Genomic DNA, 22598 nt, shown 5'->3' with positions numbered 1-22598 from the left:
GCAGCGTTCCCTGAAACTACTGCGACCGGGCTGCTTACTCATAATGTTGAGTATACAAACAAAAACGGCATTTGCCTCACGCGACAAATGCCGTTACCAGATTAACCAATGGTTCTGTTTTTGACTACGTTTCCGCCTGCGATTTTTCACCGGCTAAATCGGGCAGCGAATCGCTCTCATCCTGACGTCGGGCCGGAGAAGGATCGGCAGCGAAACCGCGCAGTCCAACCACGTGCACGTGTTCGGTGTTGTTAAACACCTTACGCACCAGCTTGTAAGTCGTACCCTTCTCCGGACTGATGTTTTCCGGCGCGGCGATCACCAGCTGCATTTCCAGCCGCTCGCACAGCTCAAACAGCGTGGCGATAGAGCGCGCATCGAGACGGGCCGCTTCATCGAGGAACAGCAACCGGCATGGCGAAATGTCTTTACCGCGCAGGCGGCGCGACTCCTCTTCCCAGCTCTGTACCACCATTACCAGAATTGACATCCCGGTTCCGATCGCTTCACCGGTTGACAGTGCGCCACTTTCTGCGCGCAGCCAGCCGTCAGAACCACGGTTAACCTCAACTTCCATTTCAAGATAGTTACGGTAGTCCAGCAGCTCCTCACCAATGGTCTGCGGCGTACGCTGGCCCATATCGATGTGCGGATTGAGGCGCTGATAAAGCTTCGCCAGCGCCTCTGAGAAGGTCAGACGATTACTGTTAAACAGATCCTGATGCTGCTCATGCTCTTCCGACAGCGTATCCAGCAGCATCGCATGCGTTTCCCGCACGTTGACGTTGAGCCGCACGCTGCGCACCTGACCAAAGCTCACGGTTTGCAGGCCCTGGTTCAGCTGGCGGATACGGTTCTGCTCACGCTGAATGGTTTTGCGGATAATGTTAGCGGCACTGCGCGAACTGATAGCCAGCGTCTGCTCACGCGCGGTCAGCTCTTCCGTCAGGCGATTCAGCTCAATTTCCATCTGTTCAATCGCTTCGACCGGATCGTCGGTGCGAATAATATCCTGACGAATACGCTCGCGCAGATGCTGATAAACTGCAATAAAGAACTGAATCTTACGTTCCGGACGTTTCGGATCTTCCGACAGACGCAGCACGTCACGCAGATGTTCGTTGTCGGCTACCGCCAGACGCAGCGCACCCAATGCCTTATCCGACATAGAACGCAGCTCGTCGCCGCTCAGGTAAGCCAGTTCACGACGATGCAGGCGACGTTCGACACCATTCTCTTTCACCAGCCGCAGCACTGTACACCAGCCCGCCTTGGCGCTGACCACCTGTTCGCGAACCTGATGATAGTTACGTTCCAGCTGGCGCAGTCGCTTCTGCAGGTTTTCCATTTCCGCTTCACAGAAGGTCAGCTGTTTCTCCAGCTGATTACGCCGCGCACGGTTATGGCTCAGCGCCGTATAGAGTTCATCACGACGCACCCGCGCCCGTGCTTCGGCGTTGGCATCAGCGTGAACGCCGATATCCTGCATCTCCTGCTGCAACTCTTTCAGCATGTCGCGTTTGGCGTCGTAGGCACTTTTCAGCGAGGCCAGCACCTGGGCGTATTGTGTCAGCTGCGCCTGATGCTCGCGCAGACGTTCACGGCTGCGACTCCGCTCCGCCTCCGCCTGCTCCAGCCGCTGACGCAGTTTATCGCTGAGATCGTTGTTGCCGTTAAGCATGCTCGACGAATCGTCATAGCCAAAGTGCGCACGACGCTGCACCACTTCCGTCAGGGCAAAAGCCTGCTGGCGGGCGTTGCGCTGCTGTTGCTGCGCCTGCTGATAATCGGCCTGCAGCTGTTCATGCTGTTCCGGATCGCTCTGCAGTACGGCGATAATCGGTTCGAGTTTCGCCAGTTTCGCGCCATGCTGATGCAGGAAGCGCGCTGCCTCCTGCGCTTCCTCAACCTGCTCGCGGATCTCTTCACAGCGATCGGCCAGCGTCTCATCCAGCAGCAGATTGACGCGCGGCAGCAGCCGGTTGAGCTGCGCTACGCCCTCTTTCGCCAGTTCATATTGCTGACGCTGCTGCTGATTATTGCTCTCGTGCTGATTAAGCGCCCGCTCCAGCTCGCCGCGGCGCGCGCCCAACTGACGAATCTGGGCTTCCGGATCGGCATCAAACGCCACCGCAAGGTGACTGCCGATAAACCGGCTGAAAGACTGATGCAGGCGCTGGGTTTTCTGTACGTCGAACGACAGCGTGGCATAGCGCTCGGCCAGCCGATCGCGTTCGCTGTGCAGCAGTTCAAGCTGATTCTCACGGGCGGCGCGGCCAAACAGCGGTATTTTCGGGAAGCGCGAATAGCGCCACTGACGCTCCGCAACCTTCACCACCACCGCATTCTGCAGCTCATCGACGCTGAAGACGCTGTCATCGAAAGACTGCGGATCACCCTCGATCAGGTAAAGATCTTCCGGACACTCTTCCAGACCGTCGAGCTGCTCACGCACCAGCGACAGATCGGGCACCACAATCGCGTGACGTGACGGACCGTACAACGCCGAGAAGTAAGGGGCATCATCCAGCGTCACATCATCATAAATTTCGGACAGCAAGACGCCGCCAAAGCGTTCGGCCAGCTGGTTGAGGCGCGCATCTTCGGCACCGCCGGGCTGGCTGAGACGTTCAATCTGCTGCTCGATATCGCGTTTACGCGCCGCCACTTCGTCACGTTCAACGGTGGTTTCACGTTCCCGCTCCAGCAGCTGCTGCATATATTCGGTCACGTCCTGACTGCTGGTCAGCGCCTGGCCGGTCTGCTCACTAAGCTGCGTCAGGATTTCCTGCGCCGCCAGCCAGTGCGGTGCCCGGGCAGTCAGCGTGGCGATCCGTTCGCGCAGCTGTTCCAGCTCCTGGCGCATCATCATGCGCTGCTCACCTGCGTCAGCGACGCTGCTGTTCAGCTGCTCAATCTGCGCTTCAAGTTCGCGCTGCAAACCTTCCAGCGCATCGGCTTCATAATGCTGTCCCTGGCGTTTGCTAAACTCCGCCAGCAAGCGCTCGGCCTCATGCTGCTCGCGCAGGCGCTGTTCCAGCTCGTTGAGCCGCAGACGCAGCGAAGAGAGCTGCTCGGCGTGATGCCGCTGATTGCTGGCGTCGCGCAGCAATGCCCGGCCGGTTTGCCACGCATCCTGCCGGGTGACGTCACCGGCGATGCTGGTCACCAGCGCCAGCGCCTGTTCAAACTGGCTGTGCGCCGCTTCGGCCACGCTCAGTTTCTGCTCGAGGTTGAGTAACCGTTCAGTCGCCTCCTCCTCTTTGGCCTGGAAGCTGGCCTGCCATTCTGCGGCGTTGTCGATGGTTAAATCAGGCAGCTGACAGAGTGAACGGGCGCGTTCCAGCGCCTGCAGTGCCTGCTGGTACTGAATAGCGCGGGTTTGCTGAACGTCAAGCGCCTGCTGGAAGTCGGCCAGCTGGCTTTTCAGCTCATCCACTTCCAGTTCGGCTGCTTCGGCACGCGCTTCATTCTCTTCCTGAATCTCGCGGGCTTCCGCCACCACTTCGCTCTGCTCTTCCAGCCGCAGCGTCAGGTCTTCGATATCGGCATCGTAGCGCTCAATTTTTTCCTGCTGGCGCATCGCGGTCTGCACCAGATTCAGATGATCGCTGGCCGCCTGATAATCCACTTCGAGATCGTTTTCTGCCCCGCTGTGCTCGGCCAGTTCGCGTGCCATTTCAACGTGGCGATACTGTTCAGAGGCGAGCTGGCTGCGGCTGCTGAACAGCTCATTACGTAGCTGTAATGCGCTGTCGAGGTGCACCCGGCGCTCGTTGGCGTGACGCATATAGTCGGCAGAAACGTAGCTGGTCGCTTCGGAGATCAGATGCTTAAACAGATCGCGGTCCGACTGCGTAACGCGAATCGCTTCCAGCGTCATGCGGTTCTCGCGCAGCGCCGCTTCCATATCCTGGAAGGCTTTACGTACGCCGCTGTTTTCCGGCAGCAGGTAATCACGCAGCGAGCGGGTAATCGCGCTGGAGATACCGCCGTAAAGCGAGGCTTCAATCAGGCGATAAAACTTGCTGCGATCGCTGGCGGAACGCAGACGACGCGGCACCACACCCAGGTCAAACAGCATGGCGTGATAGTCGGTGATCGAGCTGTAGGCGCGGAACTGAACGCCTTCCTGCGCCTCGACGCGCTCTTTAACTTCGTTAAGCGGCAGTACGCGCGCCTGACGGCTGTTTAGGATCTCCGTCAGCATATCCGTCGGGTTGGTGTCGGTCGGCAGGCCGTGGATACTGAACGGCTTGATGTCGACCTTTTTATCCCGTCCCGCGATTTGCTGCAGACGGACGCCTACCACTACCCGCTGATGGCGGGAGTTAACCACGTCGAGCATCGAATAGCAGACGCCAGCGCGCAGTTTACCGTGCAGGCCTTTATCGCGTGAACCTGAGGTGGCCCCCGCTTCGGTGGTGTTACGGAAGTGCAACAGCGTCAAATCGGGGATCAGCGCGGTAACAAACGCGGCCATGGTGGTGGATTTCCCCGCACCGTTACCGCCTGACAGGGTGGTCACTAATTCATCGAGATCAAAGGTGCGGGCAAAGAAGCCGTTCCAGTTGATCAGCGTAAGCGAACGAAATTTTCCGCGCTCAATCATGCCTGTTGTTCCTCTGCGTTCTCACTCGCATCGCTTTCCTGTTCCTCGCCTTCATCGGCGTCAACCGCAGCCGTGGCGCTCTCCAGCAGCATCGCTTCGCCATCACGGATCAGGCGCAGTTGCGCTTCGCGGGCATCATCACCGCTGCGCACATCCGCGCCGAAGCGGAACACCGATTCGGTGATACGGAATTTGCTGCTGTCGTTACCGAAAAACCACACCATACCGAGGCGGCGCAGACGGCTCAGCGACGCGCGAACTTTTTCCTGCAGTTTGGTGCGATCGAGATCCGAACCGGTTGAACGCTGGTTAACCAGCTTCAGCAGCTTGCTCTCATCGGCCAGCGACAGCAGCTCGTCATACAGCTCCTGCTGGGTGAAGATGCCTTCATTCGCCAGCCGTTCCGGGCTGAGATAGAGATAGCAGAGAATTTTTCCGACCATCATGTCTAACTCAGACAGCACCGAGCGTGGGATCAGCGTGGTTGAACGCGGACGCAGATAAAAAAAACCTTCCGGCGCACGGATCAATTCAACGTTATAGCGGCTGTAAAACTCTTCGAGAAATGCCTGGTAATCCATCAGAAAAGCGTGATTGTCCAGCTCTTCAATACCGATATGTCGTCCGGCGCGCAACTGGCTGTCGAGCGCGGGAAAGATCGGATTTGCCAGTGCCTGTGCCAGCTTAACCGGCATCACTTGTTCAATATTTGTCGATGACATGTGCCTGCACCTTGGCTCCGTAATCATTGATGGCTTGCCATTCCACAGGCAAGCCGGCTAAATCAGCTTCCGCTACGCCAAGGCGTACCGCCTGGTCGACCACAATCCGCGCCAGGTCAAAATGACGGGCGCGGGGGTACTGAGCCAGATAGTCACGCATCACTGACGCGAGGTTGAGCGGTTTCTGTTGCGTTTTGTAGATCTGCAGCGCCTCTTCAATCATCGCTGCCAGCTGCTCGCGAATTTCGTTGAACTCTTCATACTCCATCTCGGCCGGCAGTTCGCCCATCACTTCGTCATTACGCAGCGTCAGCTCTTCATCGCGCATGTCATACAGGCGGTCGGCGTTGGCATAGGTCAGCGCCCAGGGCGCATCGAAGTAGTTCTGCACAGAAACCCGCAGACGCTGGGCAAAGACGCGGTTTTTGTCCATATCGATGGCGGTACGAATAAATTTGTGTACGTGGCGGTCGTAGCCGATCCACAGGTCGATCGCCTGCTGGCCCCAGCTGGTAATGCGGTCAAGTTTGCTTTGCAGATCAAACACCAGCTTATCGACGAAGCCCAGATCCGGGCTGTTCAGCGTCGCATCCTGAATTCGCAGCAGGTTCTCCTGCAGCTTGTCGCCTGCCGCTTCCAGCGTATCCTGCAGTTCACGCAGCGTACCGGAGGTCTCCGACAGCAGCATTTCACAGCTGGAGATCGCCGCACGCCAGTCTTTATTCAGCAGTTCGGCGATATCATTTTTCACCGCCTGCTGCTGTTCATCCATCAGACGCTGGGTCATGTCGATGCTGTCGAATATCTCAGCCACCGAGTATTTCAGCGGCGCGAAGACGTTGCGATGCCAGTGAAATTCATCCCCGTTTTCCTGCGCAGCATCGGCGGCCCGCTTAAGCTCATTGGCCACGATGGAGAGCTGCATCGACAGGCGTAAGGTCGAAAACTCACGCTGCCGGATGTAGTAATCGGTAATGCCAATCGCCAGCGGAGTAAGACGATAGATGGCATTGCCTTCGGTCAGTTCGCTGGTAAATCGGTTAAGCAGGCGCTGTCGCACCATGTCGTTGATGGCGTTGTTGGCGCGAACCAACACGGTTTCATGGGTTTGTTCGAAAGCCTTACTGACGTGACGGAAAGCATCTATCAGATCGCCTTCACTCATTTCGCCATCCATCCGCTCACCGTTGAGGGTGGCGATAGCCAGCAAAAAGGCCAGACGTTCTACTGGCAGCGCAAGAGAGAAGTCATTCTTGCGCGCCCAGGATACCAGTTCAGGTACCGTCTGGGAAAATTCACTCATAATTCGTCCTTCTGCCCGGGTTTGCGCGCAGTTACATGGATATAGCGCCCTAAGCTCAAAAAGGGTTCCTGACGGCAGTAACGCCGCTCCATCTCAATAATTTCTTCGTCGCTTTTAGGCTCATCTTTCGGCGGTTTCATGTAATCACTGAACACCCGGATCCCGGCGCGTTGCTCAATGACGAAACCGCACGCTTCCAGCCAGCGGTAAACCTGATCGGGATCGCGTGGATAGTCAGGTGACAGCGTACGCTTTTTACGTTTGGTCAGATTGGTCCGCAGATAACCGAAGTTGCCGAGCGTTAAGGTGCGTAGCGTCAGGCCATGCAGGTTATAAAACATCAGCGACATCACGCCGCCTGGACGCAACAGATCAAACAACGCCTTCAGCACTTTTTCCGGTTCCGCGACCCATTCAAGCACAGCGTGAAACAATACCAGATCCACCGGCTTATCCAAATGTTCGCCCACCTGCTGTGCGCTAATTTGTTTGAATTGCATGTTGTGGCTCACACCCTGCGCCGCGGCATTTTCCTCGGCGCGGCGCAACATCTCACCGGAGAGATCGCACAGCAGAACCTGGTGACCGCGCGCGGCAAGCCCGCTGGAGACCTGGCCAACCCCGCCGCCCGCATCGAGAACCGACAGCGGATGCGGTGACAGTCCGGGCAGAATGGTTTCCAGCTCATCCCACAGGATCGCCTGGCGTACTCGCCCTTTGGTGGTGCCGTATATATTTTGCGAAAATTTATCCGCGAGATCGTCAAAGTTACGATCCTGCATGGCATGCGCTCCGGTATGCTGCGGTGAGACTTGTGCTATTTTGTCACAGGCACCAGAAGAATGAACCTTTCATCCCCATCTTCCCTTCCGGCTGCTGTTTTTTCGGACAACAGGAGTCTTTTTTGATGTTTTTTACCCTGAAAAAAGTGATCGGTGGGTTGTTGTTACCCCTGCCGTTTCTGCTTTTGCTGATGGCGCTCGGTATTTTATTGCTTTGGTTCACCGACTGGCAGAAAAGCGGCAAAATTTTACTCTCCGTAAGCTGGCTGTTTTTGCTGCTGCTCAGCCTGCAGCCACTGGCTGACCGCCTGCTGTTGCCGCTTGATAGCCGCTATCCGACCTGGAACGGCTCGCAGCCGGTCGATTACATCGTGGTGCTCGGCGGCGGATATACCTTTAATCCTGACTGGGCGCCCAGCTCGAACCTGCTCAACAATAGCCTGCCGCGCGTGGCGGAAGGGGTACGTCAGTGGCGTCGCTATCCGCATGCCACGCTGATTTTTACCGGTGCCGCGGGCGGCACTAATCCGCGCAGCAGTGCCTGGGTAGCGGCGCAGGTGGCGGAAAGCCTGGGCGTACCAGCGGATCATATTCAGCTTCTCGATCAGCCGCGGGACACCGCTGACGAAGCCCAGGCGGTCAAGGGGGAAGTGGGTCAACGCCCTTTCCTGCTGATCAGCTCGGCCAATCACCTGCCGCGGGCGATGCGCTTTTTCCATGCGGTGGGGCTAAAACCGATTGCCGCGCCGGCCAACCAGCTGGCGATCACCTCGCCGCTCAACGGCTGGGAGCGCGCCATTCCGTCTTCAATCTGGCTGAGCCACAGCGAGCGGGCTGTTTATGAAACGCTGGGAACGGTACTGCAGCGGCTGAAGGGAGAGGAAGCGCGGTCAACCGAGCCACGGGAGTAGCTGCGCGCGGGCGCGATCGAAACGTGGCCGGTCAAATTCGCCGGTCTGCACCAGCCGATCGATACAATCCCACAGCTGATAGAGCCAGCGCCGCCAGACAAAGCCTTCGTCAACCGGCGCGCGCTGCAGATAGGCGTGCAGCAGTGCGGTTTCAGCGGGCGACTCGTCCAGCTGGATCAGATCGTATTCACGCGGCGCCCAAAGAATCGTGCCCGGCTGCGTCATCGCCAGCAGTTGATCGCTGCGGGGATTTTTCAGCATGCTTTGCAGCCTGACATTGCCATGAACCAGCACGCAGGGATCGTTAAAGTCGCGAAACAGATGCGCTAACCGCGCCCGGCTGCGGAACAGAATCTGACGATCGTCCAGCGTAAAGTCGGGCGGTCGCAGGTAACTTAAGGTCGACCAGAGCACCTCTACCCGTTGCGCATACCAGGCGGGCCAGTGGTTCTCCTGGGTACTGTCCACCGTGCCCACCAGCCCGTGGCTGTCCAGCCGGTGCCAGGCAAGCAGCCCTTCCACTACCTGTTCGCAAAACTGTTGCCAGCGCTGGCCATCACGCGCCGGCGCTTCAGCTGTCACGCCATTGAGCCGCGCCAGCAGCAGCATTTCATGCACCGGCGGTTGCTGGCTCATCACCAGACCAAACACCGCTGGCACCGCAATCAATCCGGCATGCCCCAGCAGCGCCAGTTTTTTTGCTTCCAGTGCAGCACGGCCCAGATGACGGAAATACTTCGCCATCACCGGCATCGGCTGGCCTTCACTATCGTAAAGTGCATAAAGTCGGGTGGGTGGATGTTCGCTGATCACTTCGAGACGACTGATGGTTTCACCGAGTACCAGCGCCAGTTCGGATTTGAGCTGTTCCATGCGGCATCCTCCTCAGATGAATTTCACACTATCCTGAAGGGACTACAGATAAGAAGTTTAGTGGCGGATCAATAAAATTGCGCAGTAACGGGGATTATCTCCCCGTTTGATCAGGCCTGCATCGCGGCGCGAACGCGCTGCAGATCATCTGGCGTATCCACCCCAACGCTGGGGATGGTTTGCGCTACGGCAACATGAATCTTTTCGCCGTACCACAATACCCGTAGCTGTTCGAGCAGTTCGATCTGTTCCAGCGGGCATGGCGCCCAGGCGACATAGCGGCGAATAAAGCCGGCCCGGTAAGCGTAGATGCCAATATGTCGCAGCAGAGTGTCACCAATCTGCTCGCGTGAGCGGGCATAACGTTCACGATCCCACGGGATTGTCGCGCGCGAAAAATAGAGCGCATAGCCGTTAACGTCCATCACCACTTTAACCGCATTGGGATTAAACGCTTCCTCCGCCTCGGTGATAGGTACCGCCAGCGTCGCCATTCCCGCCGCAGATCCGGCCAGATTGGTGGCTACCTGACGCACGATCTCCGCCGGAATCATCGGCTCGTCACCCTGCACATTGACGATGATCTCATCATCAGCGAACTGATATTTTTCGATCACTTCCGCCAGACGCTCGGTGCCGGACTGATGATCGGCACGGGTCATGCAGACTTCACCGCCTGCGGCTTCAACCGCCTGCGCCACCGCCGGATGATCGGTGGCGACGATCACCCGACTGGCACCCGATTCGCGGGCGCGCTCCATCACGTGTACCACCATTGGCTTGCCGTGGATGTCGACCAGCGGCTTACCCGGTAAGCGGGTTGACGCATAACGCGCAGGAATGATGGCGGTGAAACTCATGGATGAATCTCTTCCACAGAGAGCGTACGGGCTTCATTTTCCAGTAACACCGGAATGCCGTCACGCACCGGAAACGCCAGGCCGTCCGGTTTGCAAATCAGCTCCTGCTGCGCATTGTTATAGTAGAGTTTGCCATTGCACACCGGGCAGGCAACGATTTCGAGTAAACGATGATCCATATGTCCTCCATCAGGGACCGAATGCGTAAGGGGTAAAGCATACCATAGCCCAGCCCGGGCGGGAGGGCGTAAAACGTATCAGCAGATCACGAACAGCCCGCTTCGCAATTCAGCGACCACAGTGCCGGCCAGTGCTGGCGCAGCGAGGCAGGCATCTGCAGCAGAGAGACGGTTTCCGCCCCCTGCCACGCCGCAAAGCGCTCTATCGCCCGCCGGACATCCTGCACAAATCGCAATGTGACCCGCGTCTGCGGCTCAAGCCAGATATTTTTAATCTCCAGCTGCTTTGACTGACGCAACATACGGGCATCCAGCCGGCCTTTTATTTCACCACGGTGCAGCATCGGCAGGACAAAATAGCCAAATTTGCGCTTAGCCGCCGGCGTATAACACTCGATACGGTAATCAAAGTTGAACAGTTCCAGCGCACGCTTGCGGTCCCAGACTACCGGATCGAACGGCGACAAAAGCGCACTGTGCGTCGCCTGCAACGGCTTCTCAAGCAACGGCAATAAATCGCGATGCAGCCACATCTCGCCCAGCCCGTCGGTCATCACCGCAATCAGATCGCCCGCTTCCTGCGCTTCCGCCAGGAAGGCACTGAGCGGCACCCGTTTCAGGCGGTAATAGTCTGCCAGCCAGCTGCCGCGAAAAATGCCGAGGCTGCGGGCGCTGTTAAGTAACATTAAGCGGGTCGCTTCAGCTTCACTGATGCTGTGCAAATCGTCCTGCCAGTCAGGCATCACCCGGCTGCGCAGATCGTATACCCGCTGAAAATTTCGGCGCTCAGTCACCATCAGTTCCCCGGCGCTGAACAGATTTTCCAGATGCCGCTTGTGCGGTTTCCACGCCCACCATCCCGGCTTATGATTCGCGGCATGCGCAAAGTCCGCTGCGCGTACCGGGCCGTTTTCGCGGATCTGCTGCAGTAACTCAGCGATTTCCTGCTGGTGGTCAGCGACCCATTTCGCATTGTATTTCCAGCCCAGCCGTTCCGGCGCCAGCATACGATGACGCAGCAATCTGTAGTCGGCACGCGGAATAAAACAGGCTTCGTGTGCCCAGTATTCAAATACCTCGCCCTGCGCCAGCGCCTGTTCCAGCCACACCTGAGGATAGTCACCGAGGCGACTGAACAGCACCAGATAGGGGCTACGGGCCACCACATTAATGGTATCGATTTGCAGCAGCGACATACGGGAGATGCAGTCAATCAGATCCTGATAGCGGGCGCGCTGACGCGGTGGACGCAGCAGGCCCTGCGCGGCGAGATGAAGGTGACGTGTTTGCTGTAATGAAAGTGAATGCAGAGGGTTCATTCTCTTCCTTATCCGGTCTGGTGACTAGGTGCGCGCCTGACCGCTGCGGCACAGCTGTTCGATATCGTTCAGCAATGGGGTGACTGCCGTGCCCTGCAGACGGGCATCAACCGGCAGATACCACCAGTTGGGCTGGGCAAAGTGGCGGCATTTCACCGCATCCTTTTCGGTCATCAGCAGCGGCTGTCCGTCTGTTGTCAGACGCGTCAGCTCATCCTGACTGTAAGCGTGATGATCGGCAAAGGCGACTTCTGCCACCGGGGTGATGCCCAGCTGTTTCAGTGTGGTAAAGAAGCGCGGCGGATGCCCGATACCGGCCATGGCGATAACCGGATCAAGCTGATCAACCGGCCGGGTTTCGCCGCTCAGCAAATGCGTCGCCAGCCCTGGCTGAAGCTGCATGGCGATCTCACCAGACTGCGCGTCACCACCGTTAACCACAATCGCATCCACCTGACCCAGGCGGCTGGCGCGTTCGCGCATCGGCCCGGCCGGTAACCACCAGCCATTGCCAAAACGACGTACCCCATCCACCACCACAATTTCGCGGTCGCGCTGGAGCGCATAGTGCTGCAGGCCATCATCGGTGATGATCACATCTAACGGCCCCTGTTTCAGCAGCGCTTCAATCGCCAGCCGCCGCTTTGGCGCTACGGCCACCGGCGCGCCGGTGCGCTGGGCGATCAGCACCGGCTCATCTCCAGCCTGTTCGGTGGAGGTCTGTCCGGTAACCAGCAGCGGATACTGCTCGGCTTTACCGCCGTAGCCACGCGACACCACGCCCGCACGCAGACCCCGCTGTTGCAATGCCTCGACCAGCCAGATGACTACCGGCGTTTTGCCATTGCCGCCAGCCGTCAGATTACCCACCACTACCACCGGCAGCGGTGCGCGCCAGCTTTTACGCCAGCCGCGCTGATAACTGAATCGAATCAGAGTGGTAATCGCCCCATACAGCAGGCTCAGTGGCCATAACAGCAGCCATAGGGGTGAACGACCACTCCAGATACGCTCAATCATTGGCCGAATTGCATCTTGTGCAGCTGGGCATAGGCTCCGCGCTCGGCTAACAGCACCTGATGCGTACCGCGCTCAACAATCTGACCATCTTCGATTACCACGATTTCATCCGCTTTTTCGATGGTAGAGAGTCGATGTGCAATCACCAGCGAGGTACGGTTCTTCTGCAGTTCGTCCAGCGCTGACTGAATGGCCCGCTCAGATTCAGTATCCAGAGCCGATGTCGCTTCATCCAGGATTAAAATAGGACAATCGCGTAACAGGGCGCGCGCAATTGCAATACGCTGACGCTGGCCGCCTGACAGCAGCACGCCGTTTTCGCCGATCACCGTATCCAGCCCTTGATCCATTTTATTGATGAAATCCATCGCATGCGCCATGGTCGCAGCCTTTTCGATCTCCGCGCGGCTATACTGTTCGCTGCGGGCATAGGCGATGTTATTGGCAATGGTGTCATTGAACAGATGAACATTCTGCGACACCAGCGCCACCTGATTACGCAGCGAGCGTAAGGTGTACTCCCGCAGATCGTAACCGTCCAGCAGGATTTCTCCCTGTTGAATATCGTAGAAACGGGTCAGTAAGCTGGCCATGGTCGACTTACCGGAACCGGAGCGACCCACCAGAGCAACCGTTTTGCCTGCCGGCAGCGAGAGATTGATATTGCGCAGCGCCGGCACATCACGACCCGGATAGGTAAAGGTGACGTTACGGAACTCGATATCGCCCTTCGCACGGGTGACTTCACGAGTGCCGTTATCCACTTCCTGCTTGCTGTCGAGAATAGAGAACAGCGTCTGACAGGCGGCCATACCGCGCTGGAACTGGGCATTGACGTTAGTCAGCGATTTCAACGGACGCATCAGGGCGATCATTGATGAGAACACCACGGTGATGGTACCGGCAGTCAGGGTATCCATAACGCTGGGAAAGCTGGCGGCGTAAAGCACGAATGCCAGCGCCAGAGAAGCGATCAGCTGAATCACCGGATCGGAGATTGATGAGGCTGAAACCAGCTTCATTCCCTGCTGGCGCATGCGATTACTGACGCGGGCAAAGCGCTCAGACTCAATCTCCTGACCACCGAAAATCAGCACTTCTTTATGGCCCTTCAGCATCTGTTCAGCGCTGGTTGTCACCTGCCCCATGGTATTTTGCATGGTTTTACTGATGTTACGGAAACGCTTAGAGACGGTGCGGATAGCAAAAGAAACGATCGGTGCCAGAACAATCAGAATCAACGACAGCTGCCAGCTGTAGTAGAACATCATGATGAACAGGCCAATAATTGACGCACCTTCACGTACCACCGTGACCAGCGCCCCGGAGGAGGAGGAAGCCACCTGTTCGGAATCGTAGGTGATACGTGATAACAGGGTACCGGTTGACTGCTGGTCAAAGAATGAAACCGGCATGCCCATCATATGGCTGAACAGCCGACGGCGGATATTCATGACCACGTTGCCAGAAACCCAGGAGATGCAGTAGCTGGAGATATAACTGGTCACGCCGCGGATCAGCATCAGGCCAATTACCACTAACGGCATCCACAGCATCACCGATTTATCGGCTTTACCAAACCCATCATCCAGTAACGGTTTCAACAGGGAGAGCATTAAGGCGTCGCCCGCAGCGTTAATAATCAGGGCAATGGAGGCCACAATTAATCCCGCCTTGTTAGGCGCGATCATCGGCCAGAGTCGGCGGAATGTCTGCCACGTAGAGAGATCTTTATCTAGATGCATTATTTATTCACGCTGTTGGAAATAGCCGGCCATTCTACCTGGATTCGCGTTTGACGCCAAACCACTGATGATACCAACGGGGCATTAATTGATCGCGCAGACCAGATACCGCAATTTTACCCTGTCGAATAGTGATGCTTATCTGACCCGATTGTCCGGTGTCGAACCAGTTAAAACCGCTTCGCTGATAATTTTCCAGCACGCTTTTAGCGGGCATCCGCCATGCATTGTAGCGTGCCAGCGAGGCTATCGCGGTCTTACCCGCCGTACTGCGCAACAGCAGCCGTGTTGAGGAAGTGCGGCTGCCATGATGCGGTACCTGCAGAATATCCACTCTGAGACGCTGTTTTTCCAGCGCCACCAACTGACGTTCCGCCAGCGCTTCAATATCACCGGTTAACATCACTCTGACCTGACCATCATCAACGATGATCACGCAGGAATCGTTATTGTCACCCGGCGTCGGTATCGACAGCGGCCAGAGAACCTCAAAATGGAGTTGCTGCCAATGCCATTCCGTACCGCGTACGCAGGGTAAATGGGCGTTGTTTGCTAACGCGCTACGCACTTTCACCGTTGGCCAGCGCGCTGTTATCGACGCCAGGCCGCCAGTATGGTCAAGATGTTTATGGCTGAGGATCACCTGCTGTAACCGCAGCTGTTTTCTCTCCAGCCACGGAATAATCACCCGACTGCCAGCATTGTCGGTCTGCCAGCGCGGACCGGTATCGTACAGTACCGCCTCATCGCCCTGACTGATCACCATGCTTAAACCGTGACCAACGTCCAGCATATCGATGCGCCATCCCTGCCCCTGCTCTGGCTGGCGACTTAATACCATCGCCAGCGCGATTGCGCTGCTGCTCACTGGCAGCGCAAAGAACAGCTGGGTTCGCCATACGATCAACCCACCCCATACCAGCACAGTAAAGCAGGTTACGCCATTCAGCGGCCACCAGCCTGGTGGTAGCAACTCCAGGCTGTAAAACAGCGCACGCAATGAGAAATCGGCCATCTTCCAGAAAAAAGCGGATAATTGTGCGAACGGCAGCAGCATCGCCAGGGTCACCAGCGGCATAGTTATGAAGGAAACGGCAGGGACGGCCACGACGTTAGCAACCAGTGCAGTCAGGCTAATGCCGTTAAAGATAGTCACCTGCAACGGCACCATCAGAATCATCATTCCTGCCTGTAAATGCAGCAGCTGTATGGGCAGCCAGCGCCGCTGATGACGAAACCTTCTTGCCAGTGGAAACCATTGGTACCAGATGATCAACATTCCCACCGCCAGCGCAGAGAGCCAGAAACTGTCAGATAACACGGTTAACGGATCTGACAGTAATAGCAAAGCAACGCACAGCGTCCAGACTTGCCAGCTGTTCAGTTGGACGCCAGCAATTCGGGTCAATACCCATAATGTCAGCGCCAGAAGAGAACGCTCGGCAGGAGGTTGTGCGCCTGAAAGCCAGGTATAAACCGCAGCCAGCAGCCAGCTGACAATGAGAGGAAAAAGGTAGCCAATATAACGGGCAGGTAACAGAAGCTGTAGGCCGCGAGCGAATAACCAGCCCGTACTGGCAGCCAGTGCGATATGCATACCTGATATCGCCATCAGGTGAGCAGTACCGGTGTCACGTAATAACTGCCGCGTTTCGCGGCTCATTTCGTCGCGATTACCAAATGCCAGCGCCTCCAGAGTGGAATGCATTGGCATTTCTCCCCGGCTGGCACGATGCCATAAAATAAATCGCCAGCGCCAGTCGCAGCTATTTTCTACCGCCTGCTGCTTGATAATACGTCCCTGTAGCGGCGTATTGTTGGCCAATGCAAAACGCTGCGCATCAAAATCGCCCTCATTCAATCGGGCATGAATCGCGCGTAAACGCAGCGTCATGGTCCAGCGTTGGCCCGGACAGTACTGTTCAGGATCGGCGTCAAAGTAAAGCCAGGCAAAACGTGGCGGAAACAGCATCTTTTCGCCCTCTTTCAGCAGACGAACTCTGATTTGCTTCCTCTCCTTTCTCAGTTCGCTAATAAGGATGCTGTAAGTGGCTGGTCGCGCAGCATGGTGTTCAATATCTCTCACCATTAATCGCGCATCGTTGGTTGCCCATGCCAGAAACAACAGGCCAATGCCGGTTATCCGCAGGGTCTGCGGACGACTTTGCAGTAACACCATCCCGGTTATTAGCAAACCGAGAATGACGCCGCCAGAAGGAAGTCGGGCGATAAACAGTAAAGGCAACGTAGCAATAATTGCCAGCCGGGCTAAAACCATCCATGTCAGCATAATCACATCCATCCTGATGAATATGTCTATTCTGAACGGTGGAGGTAAGGGTTAAAGCAGGTAATCAGGCAGTAGCGAGCGGCATCGCATTAATTCGCAGGGCTTGCAGAGTGGGTTGCACTAATTCGGAAGGCATCTTCAAAAGGCAACTCGGGATATCGGCGCTGAAAAAGAGAAGGCAAAAAAAAACGACATCCGGAGATGTCGTTTGTCTGGTTCGGTATCGGCTCAGCCGTAGATATTTGCGCGATCGCGCAGTTCCTTGCCTGGCTTGAAGTGGGGAACGTATTTACCTTCCAGATCCACTTTGTCACCCGTTTTCGGGTTACGACCAGTGCGCGGAGCGCGATAGTGCAAAGAAAAGCTGCCGAATCCCCGGATTTCGATGCGTTCGCCCTGTGCCAGCGTGGTGGCCATGTGCTCCAGCATCTCTTTTACTGCATCCTCAACGACTTTCGCCGGTATATGAGTATGCTGTCCCGCCAGTCTTTCGATCAGTTCTGACTTGGTCATGTAACCTCCGGTTATCCCTCTGGGAATGTATGACAGCTTTTACCGAAACCGGGCGGTTGCCCACCCGGTGCTTCAGGTCGATTACTCGCCTTTAGCCGCTTTGAACGCTTCAGCCATGGCGCTAGAGAAGTTACCTTCTTCCTGTTTGGTGTTAACAGTATTGATGGCTTCTTTCTCATCAGCCTGGTCTTTCGCACGGACAGACAGGCTAACAACACGGTTTTTACGATCAACGCCGGTGAATTTAGCTTCAACGTCGTCACCAACGCTCAGAACCAGAGTGGCATCTTCAATGCGGTCCAGTGAAGCTTCAGAAGCGCGCAGGTAACCCTCAACGCCGTCTGCTAATTCAACTGTAGCACCTTTAGCATCAACAGCAGTGACTTTGCCGTTAACGATAGCGCCTTTCTTGTTCAGCGTGATGTAGTTGTTGAACGGATCTTCTGCCAGTTGCTTAACGCCCAGAGAGATACGCTCACGCTCTGCATCGACCTGCAGTACAACGGCAGCGATTTCGTCGCCTTTTTTGTACTCACGAACGGCTTCTTCGCCAGTCGCGTTCCAGGAGATGTCAGACAGGTGAACCAGACCGTCGATGCCGCCGTCCAGGCCGATGAAGATACCGAAGTCAGTGATTGACTTGATTTTACCTTCAACACGATCGCCTTTGTTGTGCGTCTCAGCGAACTGCTGCCATGGGTTAGATTTACACTGCTTCAGACCCAGGGAGATACGACGACGCTCTTCGTCAATGTCCAGAACCATAACTTCAACCACATCGCCTACGTTTACAACTTTAGACGGATGGATGTTTTTGTTGGTCCAGTCCATTTCAGACACGTGTACCAGACCTTCAACGCCTTCTTCGATTTCCACGAAGCAGCCGTAATCAGTCAGGTTGGTCACACGACCGGTCAGGCGGGTGCCTTCCGGATAGCGCTTAGCGATAGCCACCCATGGATCTTCGCCCAGCTGTTTCAGGCCGAGGGATACGCGGGTACGCTCGCGGTCGAACTTCAGCACTTTAACAGTGATTTCGTCGCCCACATTGACGATTTCGCTTGGATGCTTAACGCGTTTCCAGGCCATGTCAGTGATGTGCAGCAGGCCGTCAACGCCACCCAGATCCACGAATGCACCGTAGTCAGTAAGGTTCTTAACGATACCTTTGACTTCCATGCCTTCCTGCAGGTTTTCCAGCAGCTGATCGCGCTCTGCGCTGTTTTCGGATTCGATAACCGCACGACGTGAAACCACGACGTTGTTGCGTTTCTGATCCAGCTTGATTACTTTGAATTCAAGCTCTTTGCCTTCCAGGTGCAGCGTATCGCGCACCGGACGAACATCGACCAGTGAACCTGGCAGGAACGCACGGATACCGTTCAGCTCAACTGTGAAGCCACCTTTAACTTTGCCGTTGATAACACCGGTAACAGTTTCAGCGTCTTCGTAAGCTTTCTCCAGCGTGATCCAGGCTTCATGGCGCTTAGCTTTCTCACGGGACAGCAGGGTTTCACCGAAGCCGTCTTCCACTGCATCCAGAGCAACATCAACTTCGTCGCCAACCTGGATTTCCAGTTCGCCGGCTGCGTTCTTGAACTGCTCTGCAGGGATTGCAGATTCAGATTTCAGACCCGCATCAACCAGAACGACATCTTTGTCGATAGAAACGACGATGCCACGAACGATAGAACCCGGGCGGGTTTCGATTGTTTTTAAGGATTCTTCAAATAGTTGAGCAAAAGATTCAGTCATATTGATAATCTTCAGGATTCTTCAATTTAACGTCCATCTGACTTCATGTCGGATGGGGTTGTTTCACATGCCCAGCACCGGATCCGTGGTACAGGGTGATAAAATTCAGTTAAGCCGTAATACCCAGCTTTTCACGGGCATAGTGTAGCGCTTTTTCAATGACCTGATCGATGGACATTTCAGTAGAATCCAGCATCAGGGCATCGTCAGCGGGTACTAAAGGCGCGATTGCGCGATTGCGATCGCGGTCATCACGTTCTTTTATCTCGGCTAAAAGGCGATCAAAGTTAACATTAAAGCCATTATCCTGCAACTGTAGCATACGGCGCTGGGCACGTTGTTCCGCGCTGGCATCGAGAAAAATCTTGACCGGTGCATCCGGGAAAACCACGGTACCCATATCGCGACCGTCGGCAATTAAGCCTGGCGCTTCGCGAAAACCACGCTGACGACGCAGCAAAGCTTCACGTACACGCGGGAAAGCCGCCACGCGGGAGGCGGTGTTGCTGACCTCCTGGGTACGAATTTCACCGGTGACATCTTCACCTTCGAGGATCACCTGCATTTCGCCATTTTGTGACACAAAGCGTACATCCAGATGTGCCGCAATCGGCACCAGCGCTTCTTCAGATTCGATATCAACCTGGTGATGCAATGCCGCTAATGCCAGCACGCGATAAATCGCACCGGAATCCAGCAGATGCCACTGCAATGCTTCCGCCATCGCTTTGCACAGGGTCCCTTTTCCCGCACCACTTGGCCCATCGATAGTTATGACCGGGGCAGTTACTGTCATTATTCCCTCCTGTTGCTGCGCGCTCTTCGGCCTGTCGGCCATCGGTAATGACTAGCATTATACGCTGCCCAAACCACCTTGGTTACCCTTTCGCACTGACGGAGTTAATAATTCCAGGCAAATCAGAGGATTTCTGCCGCGATACGGCCAGATAATATGAGGGTTTCCGGTGCGATATCGCACCGGAGGGAAGTTATCAGGCAGGCTGGCTGATTTTAGCCAGCTGATCGAAATAGTCAGGGAAGGTTTTTGCGGTACAGCCCGGATCGAGAATGGTGACCGGCGTATCAGAGAGCGCGACTAACGAAAAACACATCGCCATACGGTGATCGTTATAGGTGCCAATATCCGCATGAATAAGGGTCGCTGGCGGCGTAATACGAATATAATCGTGGCCCTCTTCCACTTCCGCCCCCACTTTACGCAGCTCAGTGGCCATGGCACTCAGCCGATCGGTCTCTTTCACCCGCCAGTTATAAATGTTACGCAGCTGGGTGGTGCCTTCGGCAAACAGCGCCGTAGTCGCGATGGTCATCGCCGCATCGGGGATATGGTTCATGTCCATATCAATGGCGCGTAACGTGCCGGCAGTACAGGCAATATAGTCATCGCCCCACTCAATCTGCGCGCCCATCTTTTCCAGGACATCCGCAAAACGGATATCGCCCTGCACGCTCTGACGGCCAATACCGGTAACCCGCACCGTGCCGCCTTTAATCGCCGCGGCAGCGAGGAAATAGGAGGCAGAAGAGGCATCGCCTTCAACCAGATAATCGCCTGGCGACTGATACTGCTGCTGTCCTTTGATCAGGAAGTGCTGATAGTTCTGGTTTTCAACCTCGACGCCAAAGCAGCGCATCAGGTGCAGCGTAATGTCGATGTAAGGTTTGGAAACCAGCTCACCTTTGATGGTGATGCGGGTATCCTGCTCAGCCAGCGGCGCGGTCATCAATAACGCCGTCAGGAACTGGCTGGAAACGCTGCCATCCACGCTGACATCTCCGCCGGTAAATCCACCGCGTAAGCGCAGCGGCGGATAATCCTGATTCTCCAGATATTCAATGCTGGCACCGCCCTGACGTAACGCATCGACCAGATGGCCGATTGGACGCTCTTTCATCCGCGGCTCGCCGGTCAGTTCGATATCCTGCTGTCCCAGGCAGAGCGCCGCGGCCAGTGGACGCATCGCGGTGCCGGCATTGCCCAGGAATAGCGATAAAGGCTGTGATGATTGCAGAGGGCCAGCCTTCCCGGTGACTTCACATACCCGGCGATCGCTGGAGAGCGTATAGCTTACGCCCAGCGCGCTAAGCGCATTAAGCATGTGCTTAACATCATCGCTGTCGAGTAAATTCGTCAGACGGGTGGTGCCTTTAGCGAGGGCGGCAAGCAGTAATGCACGATTTGATACGCTCTTAGAACCGGGCAGATTTACCGTACCATTAACGCGGGCGATGGGTTGGAGAGTCAGGGAGTCCTGCATGTGAAACGAAATCCTCAAAAAATACGAAGACCTCGCCACCTGGCGAGGTCTGGCATCAGCATCAATGCTGATATGTCATTAATCAGCCGTGACGGCGTTCAAAATCGACCATAAAGTCGGTCAACGCCTTAACACCTTCCAGCGGCATGGCATTATAGATAGAAGCACGCATGCCCCCAACTACCCGGTGTCCTTTCAGCGCATGCAGTCCCGCCTTGAATGACTCTTCAAGGAACAGGCCATCCAGCGACGCGTCGGCCAGCTGGAAAGGAATATTCATGCGCGAACGGTTGTCCGTTGCCACATCGTTGCGGTAGAAGCCGCTGTGGTCAATCACGCCGTACAGCAGGTCAGCTTTAGCCTGATTGATCCGATCGATTTCAGCCACGCCGCCTTTCTCTTTCAGCCATTTGAAGACCAGCCCTGAAAGGTACCAGGCGAATGTAGGTGGGGTGTTGAACATCGAATCGTTGTCGGCCAACACTTTATAATCGAGGATTGACGGCACTGACGCCTGCGCCTGACCTAACAGATCTTCGCGCACAATCACCAGCGTTAAGCCAGCAGGCCCGACGTTCTTCTGCGCACCGGCGTAGATCACGCCATAGCGGCTGACATCAATCGGGCGGGACAGAATAGTAGAGGAGAAATCGGCGACCACCGTTTTGCTGCCAAAGTCAGGCTGCTCGTCGATCGCAATACCGTCGATAGTTTCATTCGGGCAGAAATGCAGATAGGCGGATGCATCACTGACGTCCCATTCCCGCATCGGCAGAATCGCGCGTTTACCGTCGCGGGTGGTTTTGACATCCAGGGTGCGCGGGGAGCAATATTTTTGCGCTTCTTTGATGGCGCTGTGCGCCCAGTATCCGCCATCGGCGTAGTCTGCGCTGGAAGCGGTGCCGAGCAGGTTGCCAGGCACGGCCGCAAACTGCGCACGCGCCCCACCGTGACAGAATAATACTTTGTAATTAGGCGGTATTTTTAGCAGATCACGGAAGTCCTGCTCCGCCTCTTCAGCAACCTGAATAAACTCTTTGCTGCGGTGACTGATCTCCATTACGGAGGTTCCCAGGCCACGCCAGTTTGTCAGCTCTTGTTCTGCACGACGGAGCACTTCAACCGGCAGCATCGCTGGGCCGGAGCTAAAATTATAAACTTGCGTCATTTCCCCTCACCACTGTCATATCGAACGGTTATGAATAACTTACCGGTTTTATCACTGCATCCTGACGGCTGCAATCATAAATCGGGTAGCGGTCACATTTTCTGAATCCGCCGCGCCGGAGGTTATGTTACCAATGCAAACCAGCACGAAATTTTGTGAGGCTTCGTCCAGCCTGCCGGTTTACCGTTTGGCCTGACTGGCGAGAAGGTGAAAACTAAGCCGGTAAATTTATCCTGCCTTGATAGCGGATCGTCAGCAAAATCCGTA

The 22598-nt window shown here is 55.9% G+C and carries 17 protein-coding genes; 1 reads left to right on the top strand and 16 read right to left on the bottom strand.

Annotation, left to right across the window (positions count from 1 at the left end; translation table 11 throughout):
• Window positions 1-124: 124 nt before the first annotated feature.
• From mukB to cmoM, 4 genes are read right to left on the bottom strand one after another with little or no spacing between them, the layout of a single operon-like run.
• Window positions 125-4612 (bottom strand): chromosome partition protein MukB, encoded by a 4488-nt coding sequence (mukB, locus tag AC6I8D_RS06610; RefSeq protein WP_497819818.1) that lies wholly within the window; start codon window positions 4610-4612, stop codon window positions 125-127.
• Window positions 4609-5334, bottom strand: coding sequence for a chromosome partition protein MukE (gene mukE, locus AC6I8D_RS06605; protein ID WP_312052719.1), 726 nt, complete (start codon window positions 5332-5334; stop codon window positions 4609-4611). The genes mukB and mukE overlap by 4 nt, the downstream gene beginning before the upstream one ends.
• Window positions 5315-6637, bottom strand: a complete 1323-nt coding sequence (mukF, locus tag AC6I8D_RS06600; protein ID WP_046288417.1) for a chromosome partition protein MukF — start codon at window positions 6635-6637, stop codon at window positions 5315-5317. Before mukF ends, mukE begins: the two co-directional genes overlap by 20 nt.
• Complete coding sequence (gene cmoM, locus AC6I8D_RS06595) at window positions 6634-7419, bottom strand: tRNA uridine 5-oxyacetic acid(34) methyltransferase CmoM (RefSeq protein ID WP_497819817.1); 786 nt, start codon at window positions 7417-7419, stop codon at window positions 6634-6636. The genes mukF and cmoM overlap by 4 nt, the downstream gene beginning before the upstream one ends.
• A gap of 125 nt (window positions 7420-7544) precedes the next feature.
• Between cmoM and elyC the strand changes: the two genes are divergently transcribed.
• The gene (gene elyC / locus AC6I8D_RS06590) at window positions 7545-8330 is read left to right on the top strand and encodes an envelope biogenesis factor ElyC (RefSeq protein WP_312052997.1); all 786 of its coding nucleotides are present in this window, start codon (window positions 7545-7547) and stop codon (window positions 8328-8330) included.
• Here the strand turns inward: elyC and AC6I8D_RS06585 are convergent.
• The 12 genes from AC6I8D_RS06585 to serC form a co-directional block, all read right to left on the bottom strand.
• Complete coding sequence (locus AC6I8D_RS06585) at window positions 8310-9203, bottom strand: protein kinase family protein (protein ID WP_497819816.1); 894 nt, start codon at window positions 9201-9203, stop codon at window positions 8310-8312. The genes elyC and AC6I8D_RS06585 overlap by 21 nt on opposite strands.
• A 110-nt stretch (window positions 9204-9313) precedes the next feature.
• The gene (kdsB, locus tag AC6I8D_RS06580) at window positions 9314-10063 is read right to left on the bottom strand and encodes a 3-deoxy-manno-octulosonate cytidylyltransferase (RefSeq protein ID WP_312052728.1); all 750 of its coding nucleotides are present in this window, start codon (window positions 10061-10063) and stop codon (window positions 9314-9316) included.
• Window positions 10060-10242 carry a Trm112 family protein gene (locus AC6I8D_RS06575; protein WP_031376635.1) on the bottom strand — a complete coding sequence of 61 codons (183 nt, stop codon included), beginning with the start codon at window positions 10240-10242 and terminating at the stop codon, window positions 10060-10062. The genes kdsB and AC6I8D_RS06575 overlap by 4 nt, the downstream gene beginning before the upstream one ends.
• Window positions 10243-10328: 86 nt before the next feature.
• Window positions 10329-11561: a winged helix-turn-helix domain-containing protein gene (locus AC6I8D_RS06570; protein WP_497819815.1), complete on the bottom strand. Its 1233-nt coding sequence runs from the start codon at window positions 11559-11561 to the stop codon at window positions 10329-10331.
• A 24-nt stretch (window positions 11562-11585) separates the two neighbouring features.
• Window positions 11586-12581: a tetraacyldisaccharide 4'-kinase gene (gene lpxK, locus AC6I8D_RS06565; protein ID WP_312052732.1), complete on the bottom strand. Its 996-nt coding sequence runs from the start codon at window positions 12579-12581 to the stop codon at window positions 11586-11588.
• The gene (gene msbA, locus AC6I8D_RS06560) at window positions 12578-14326 is read right to left on the bottom strand and encodes a lipid A ABC transporter ATP-binding protein/permease MsbA (RefSeq protein ID WP_312052734.1); all 1749 of its coding nucleotides are present in this window, start codon (window positions 14324-14326) and stop codon (window positions 12578-12580) included. Before msbA ends, lpxK begins: the two co-directional genes overlap by 4 nt.
• 34 nt (window positions 14327-14360) lie before the next feature.
• Entirely contained in the window at window positions 14361-16616 is a 2256-nt protein-coding gene (locus AC6I8D_RS06555) for a DNA internalization-related competence protein ComEC/Rec2 (RefSeq protein ID WP_497819814.1), read from the bottom strand.
• A 228-nt stretch (window positions 16617-16844) separates the two neighbouring features.
• Complete coding sequence (gene ihfB, locus AC6I8D_RS06550) at window positions 16845-17156, bottom strand: integration host factor subunit beta (protein ID WP_312052999.1); 312 nt, start codon at window positions 17154-17156, stop codon at window positions 16845-16847.
• A gap of 54 nt (window positions 17157-17210) precedes the next feature.
• The gene (gene rpsA / locus AC6I8D_RS06545) at window positions 17211-18884 is read right to left on the bottom strand and encodes a 30S ribosomal protein S1 (protein ID WP_312052738.1); all 1674 of its coding nucleotides are present in this window, start codon (window positions 18882-18884) and stop codon (window positions 17211-17213) included.
• A 109-nt stretch (window positions 18885-18993) separates the two neighbouring features.
• Window positions 18994-19680, bottom strand: coding sequence for a (d)CMP kinase (cmk, locus tag AC6I8D_RS06540; RefSeq protein ID WP_159860754.1), 687 nt, complete (start codon window positions 19678-19680; stop codon window positions 18994-18996).
• A gap of 196 nt (window positions 19681-19876) precedes the next feature.
• The gene (gene aroA / locus AC6I8D_RS06535; protein WP_312756453.1) at window positions 19877-21163 is read right to left on the bottom strand and encodes a 3-phosphoshikimate 1-carboxyvinyltransferase; all 1287 of its coding nucleotides are present in this window, start codon (window positions 21161-21163) and stop codon (window positions 19877-19879) included.
• Window positions 21164-21245: 82 nt separating this feature from the next.
• Entirely contained in the window at window positions 21246-22331 is a 1086-nt protein-coding gene (serC, locus tag AC6I8D_RS06530) for a 3-phosphoserine/phosphohydroxythreonine transaminase (RefSeq protein ID WP_312052743.1), read from the bottom strand.
• Between the last annotated feature and the right edge of the window lie 267 nt (window positions 22332-22598).

This window comes from Pantoea sp. X-Soil-MYKO-1785, assembly GCF_059730675.1.
The sequence above is the reverse complement of the archived record's forward strand: the minus strand, read 5'-3'. Positions and strand labels throughout refer to the sequence as shown.

Coding starts and splice junctions, on each gene's coding strand:
- mukB (WP_497819818.1), bottom strand. CDS start 4,612: ATGATTGAGCGCGGAAAATTTCGTTCGCTTACGCTGATCAACTGGAAC.
- mukE (WP_312052719.1), bottom strand. CDS start 5,334: ATGTCATCGACAAATATTGAACAAGTGATGCCGGTTAAGCTGGCACAG.
- mukF (WP_046288417.1), bottom strand. CDS start 6,637: ATGAGTGAATTTTCCCAGACGGTACCTGAACTGGTATCCTGGGCGCGC.
- cmoM (WP_497819817.1), bottom strand. CDS start 7,419: ATGCAGGATCGTAACTTTGACGATCTCGCGGATAAATTTTCGCAAAAT.
- elyC (WP_312052997.1), top strand. CDS start 7,545: ATGTTTTTTACCCTGAAAAAAGTGATCGGTGGGTTGTTGTTACCCCTG.
- AC6I8D_RS06585 (WP_497819816.1), bottom strand. CDS start 9,203: ATGGAACAGCTCAAATCCGAACTGGCGCTGGTACTCGGTGAAACCATC.
- kdsB (WP_312052728.1), bottom strand. CDS start 10,063: ATGAGTTTCACCGCCATCATTCCTGCGCGTTATGCGTCAACCCGCTTA.
- AC6I8D_RS06575 (WP_031376635.1), bottom strand. CDS start 10,242: ATGGATCATCGTTTACTCGAAATCGTTGCCTGCCCGGTGTGCAATGGC.
- AC6I8D_RS06570 (WP_497819815.1), bottom strand. CDS start 11,561: ATGAACCCTCTGCATTCACTTTCATTACAGCAAACACGTCACCTTCAT.
- lpxK (WP_312052732.1), bottom strand. CDS start 12,581: ATGATTGAGCGTATCTGGAGTGGTCGTTCACCCCTATGGCTGCTGTTA.
- msbA (WP_312052734.1), bottom strand. CDS start 14,326: ATGCATCTAGATAAAGATCTCTCTACGTGGCAGACATTCCGCCGACTC.
- AC6I8D_RS06555 (WP_497819814.1), bottom strand. CDS start 16,616: ATGCTGACATGGATGGTTTTAGCCCGGCTGGCAATTATTGCTACGTTG.
- rpsA (WP_312052738.1), bottom strand. CDS start 18,884: ATGACTGAATCTTTTGCTCAACTATTTGAAGAATCCTTAAAAACAATC.
- cmk (WP_159860754.1), bottom strand. CDS start 19,680: ATGACAGTAACTGCCCCGGTCATAACTATCGATGGGCCAAGTGGTGCG.
- aroA (WP_312756453.1), bottom strand. CDS start 21,163: ATGCAGGACTCCCTGACTCTCCAACCCATCGCCCGCGTTAATGGTACG.
- serC (WP_312052743.1), bottom strand. CDS start 22,331: ATGACGCAAGTTTATAATTTTAGCTCCGGCCCAGCGATGCTGCCGGTT.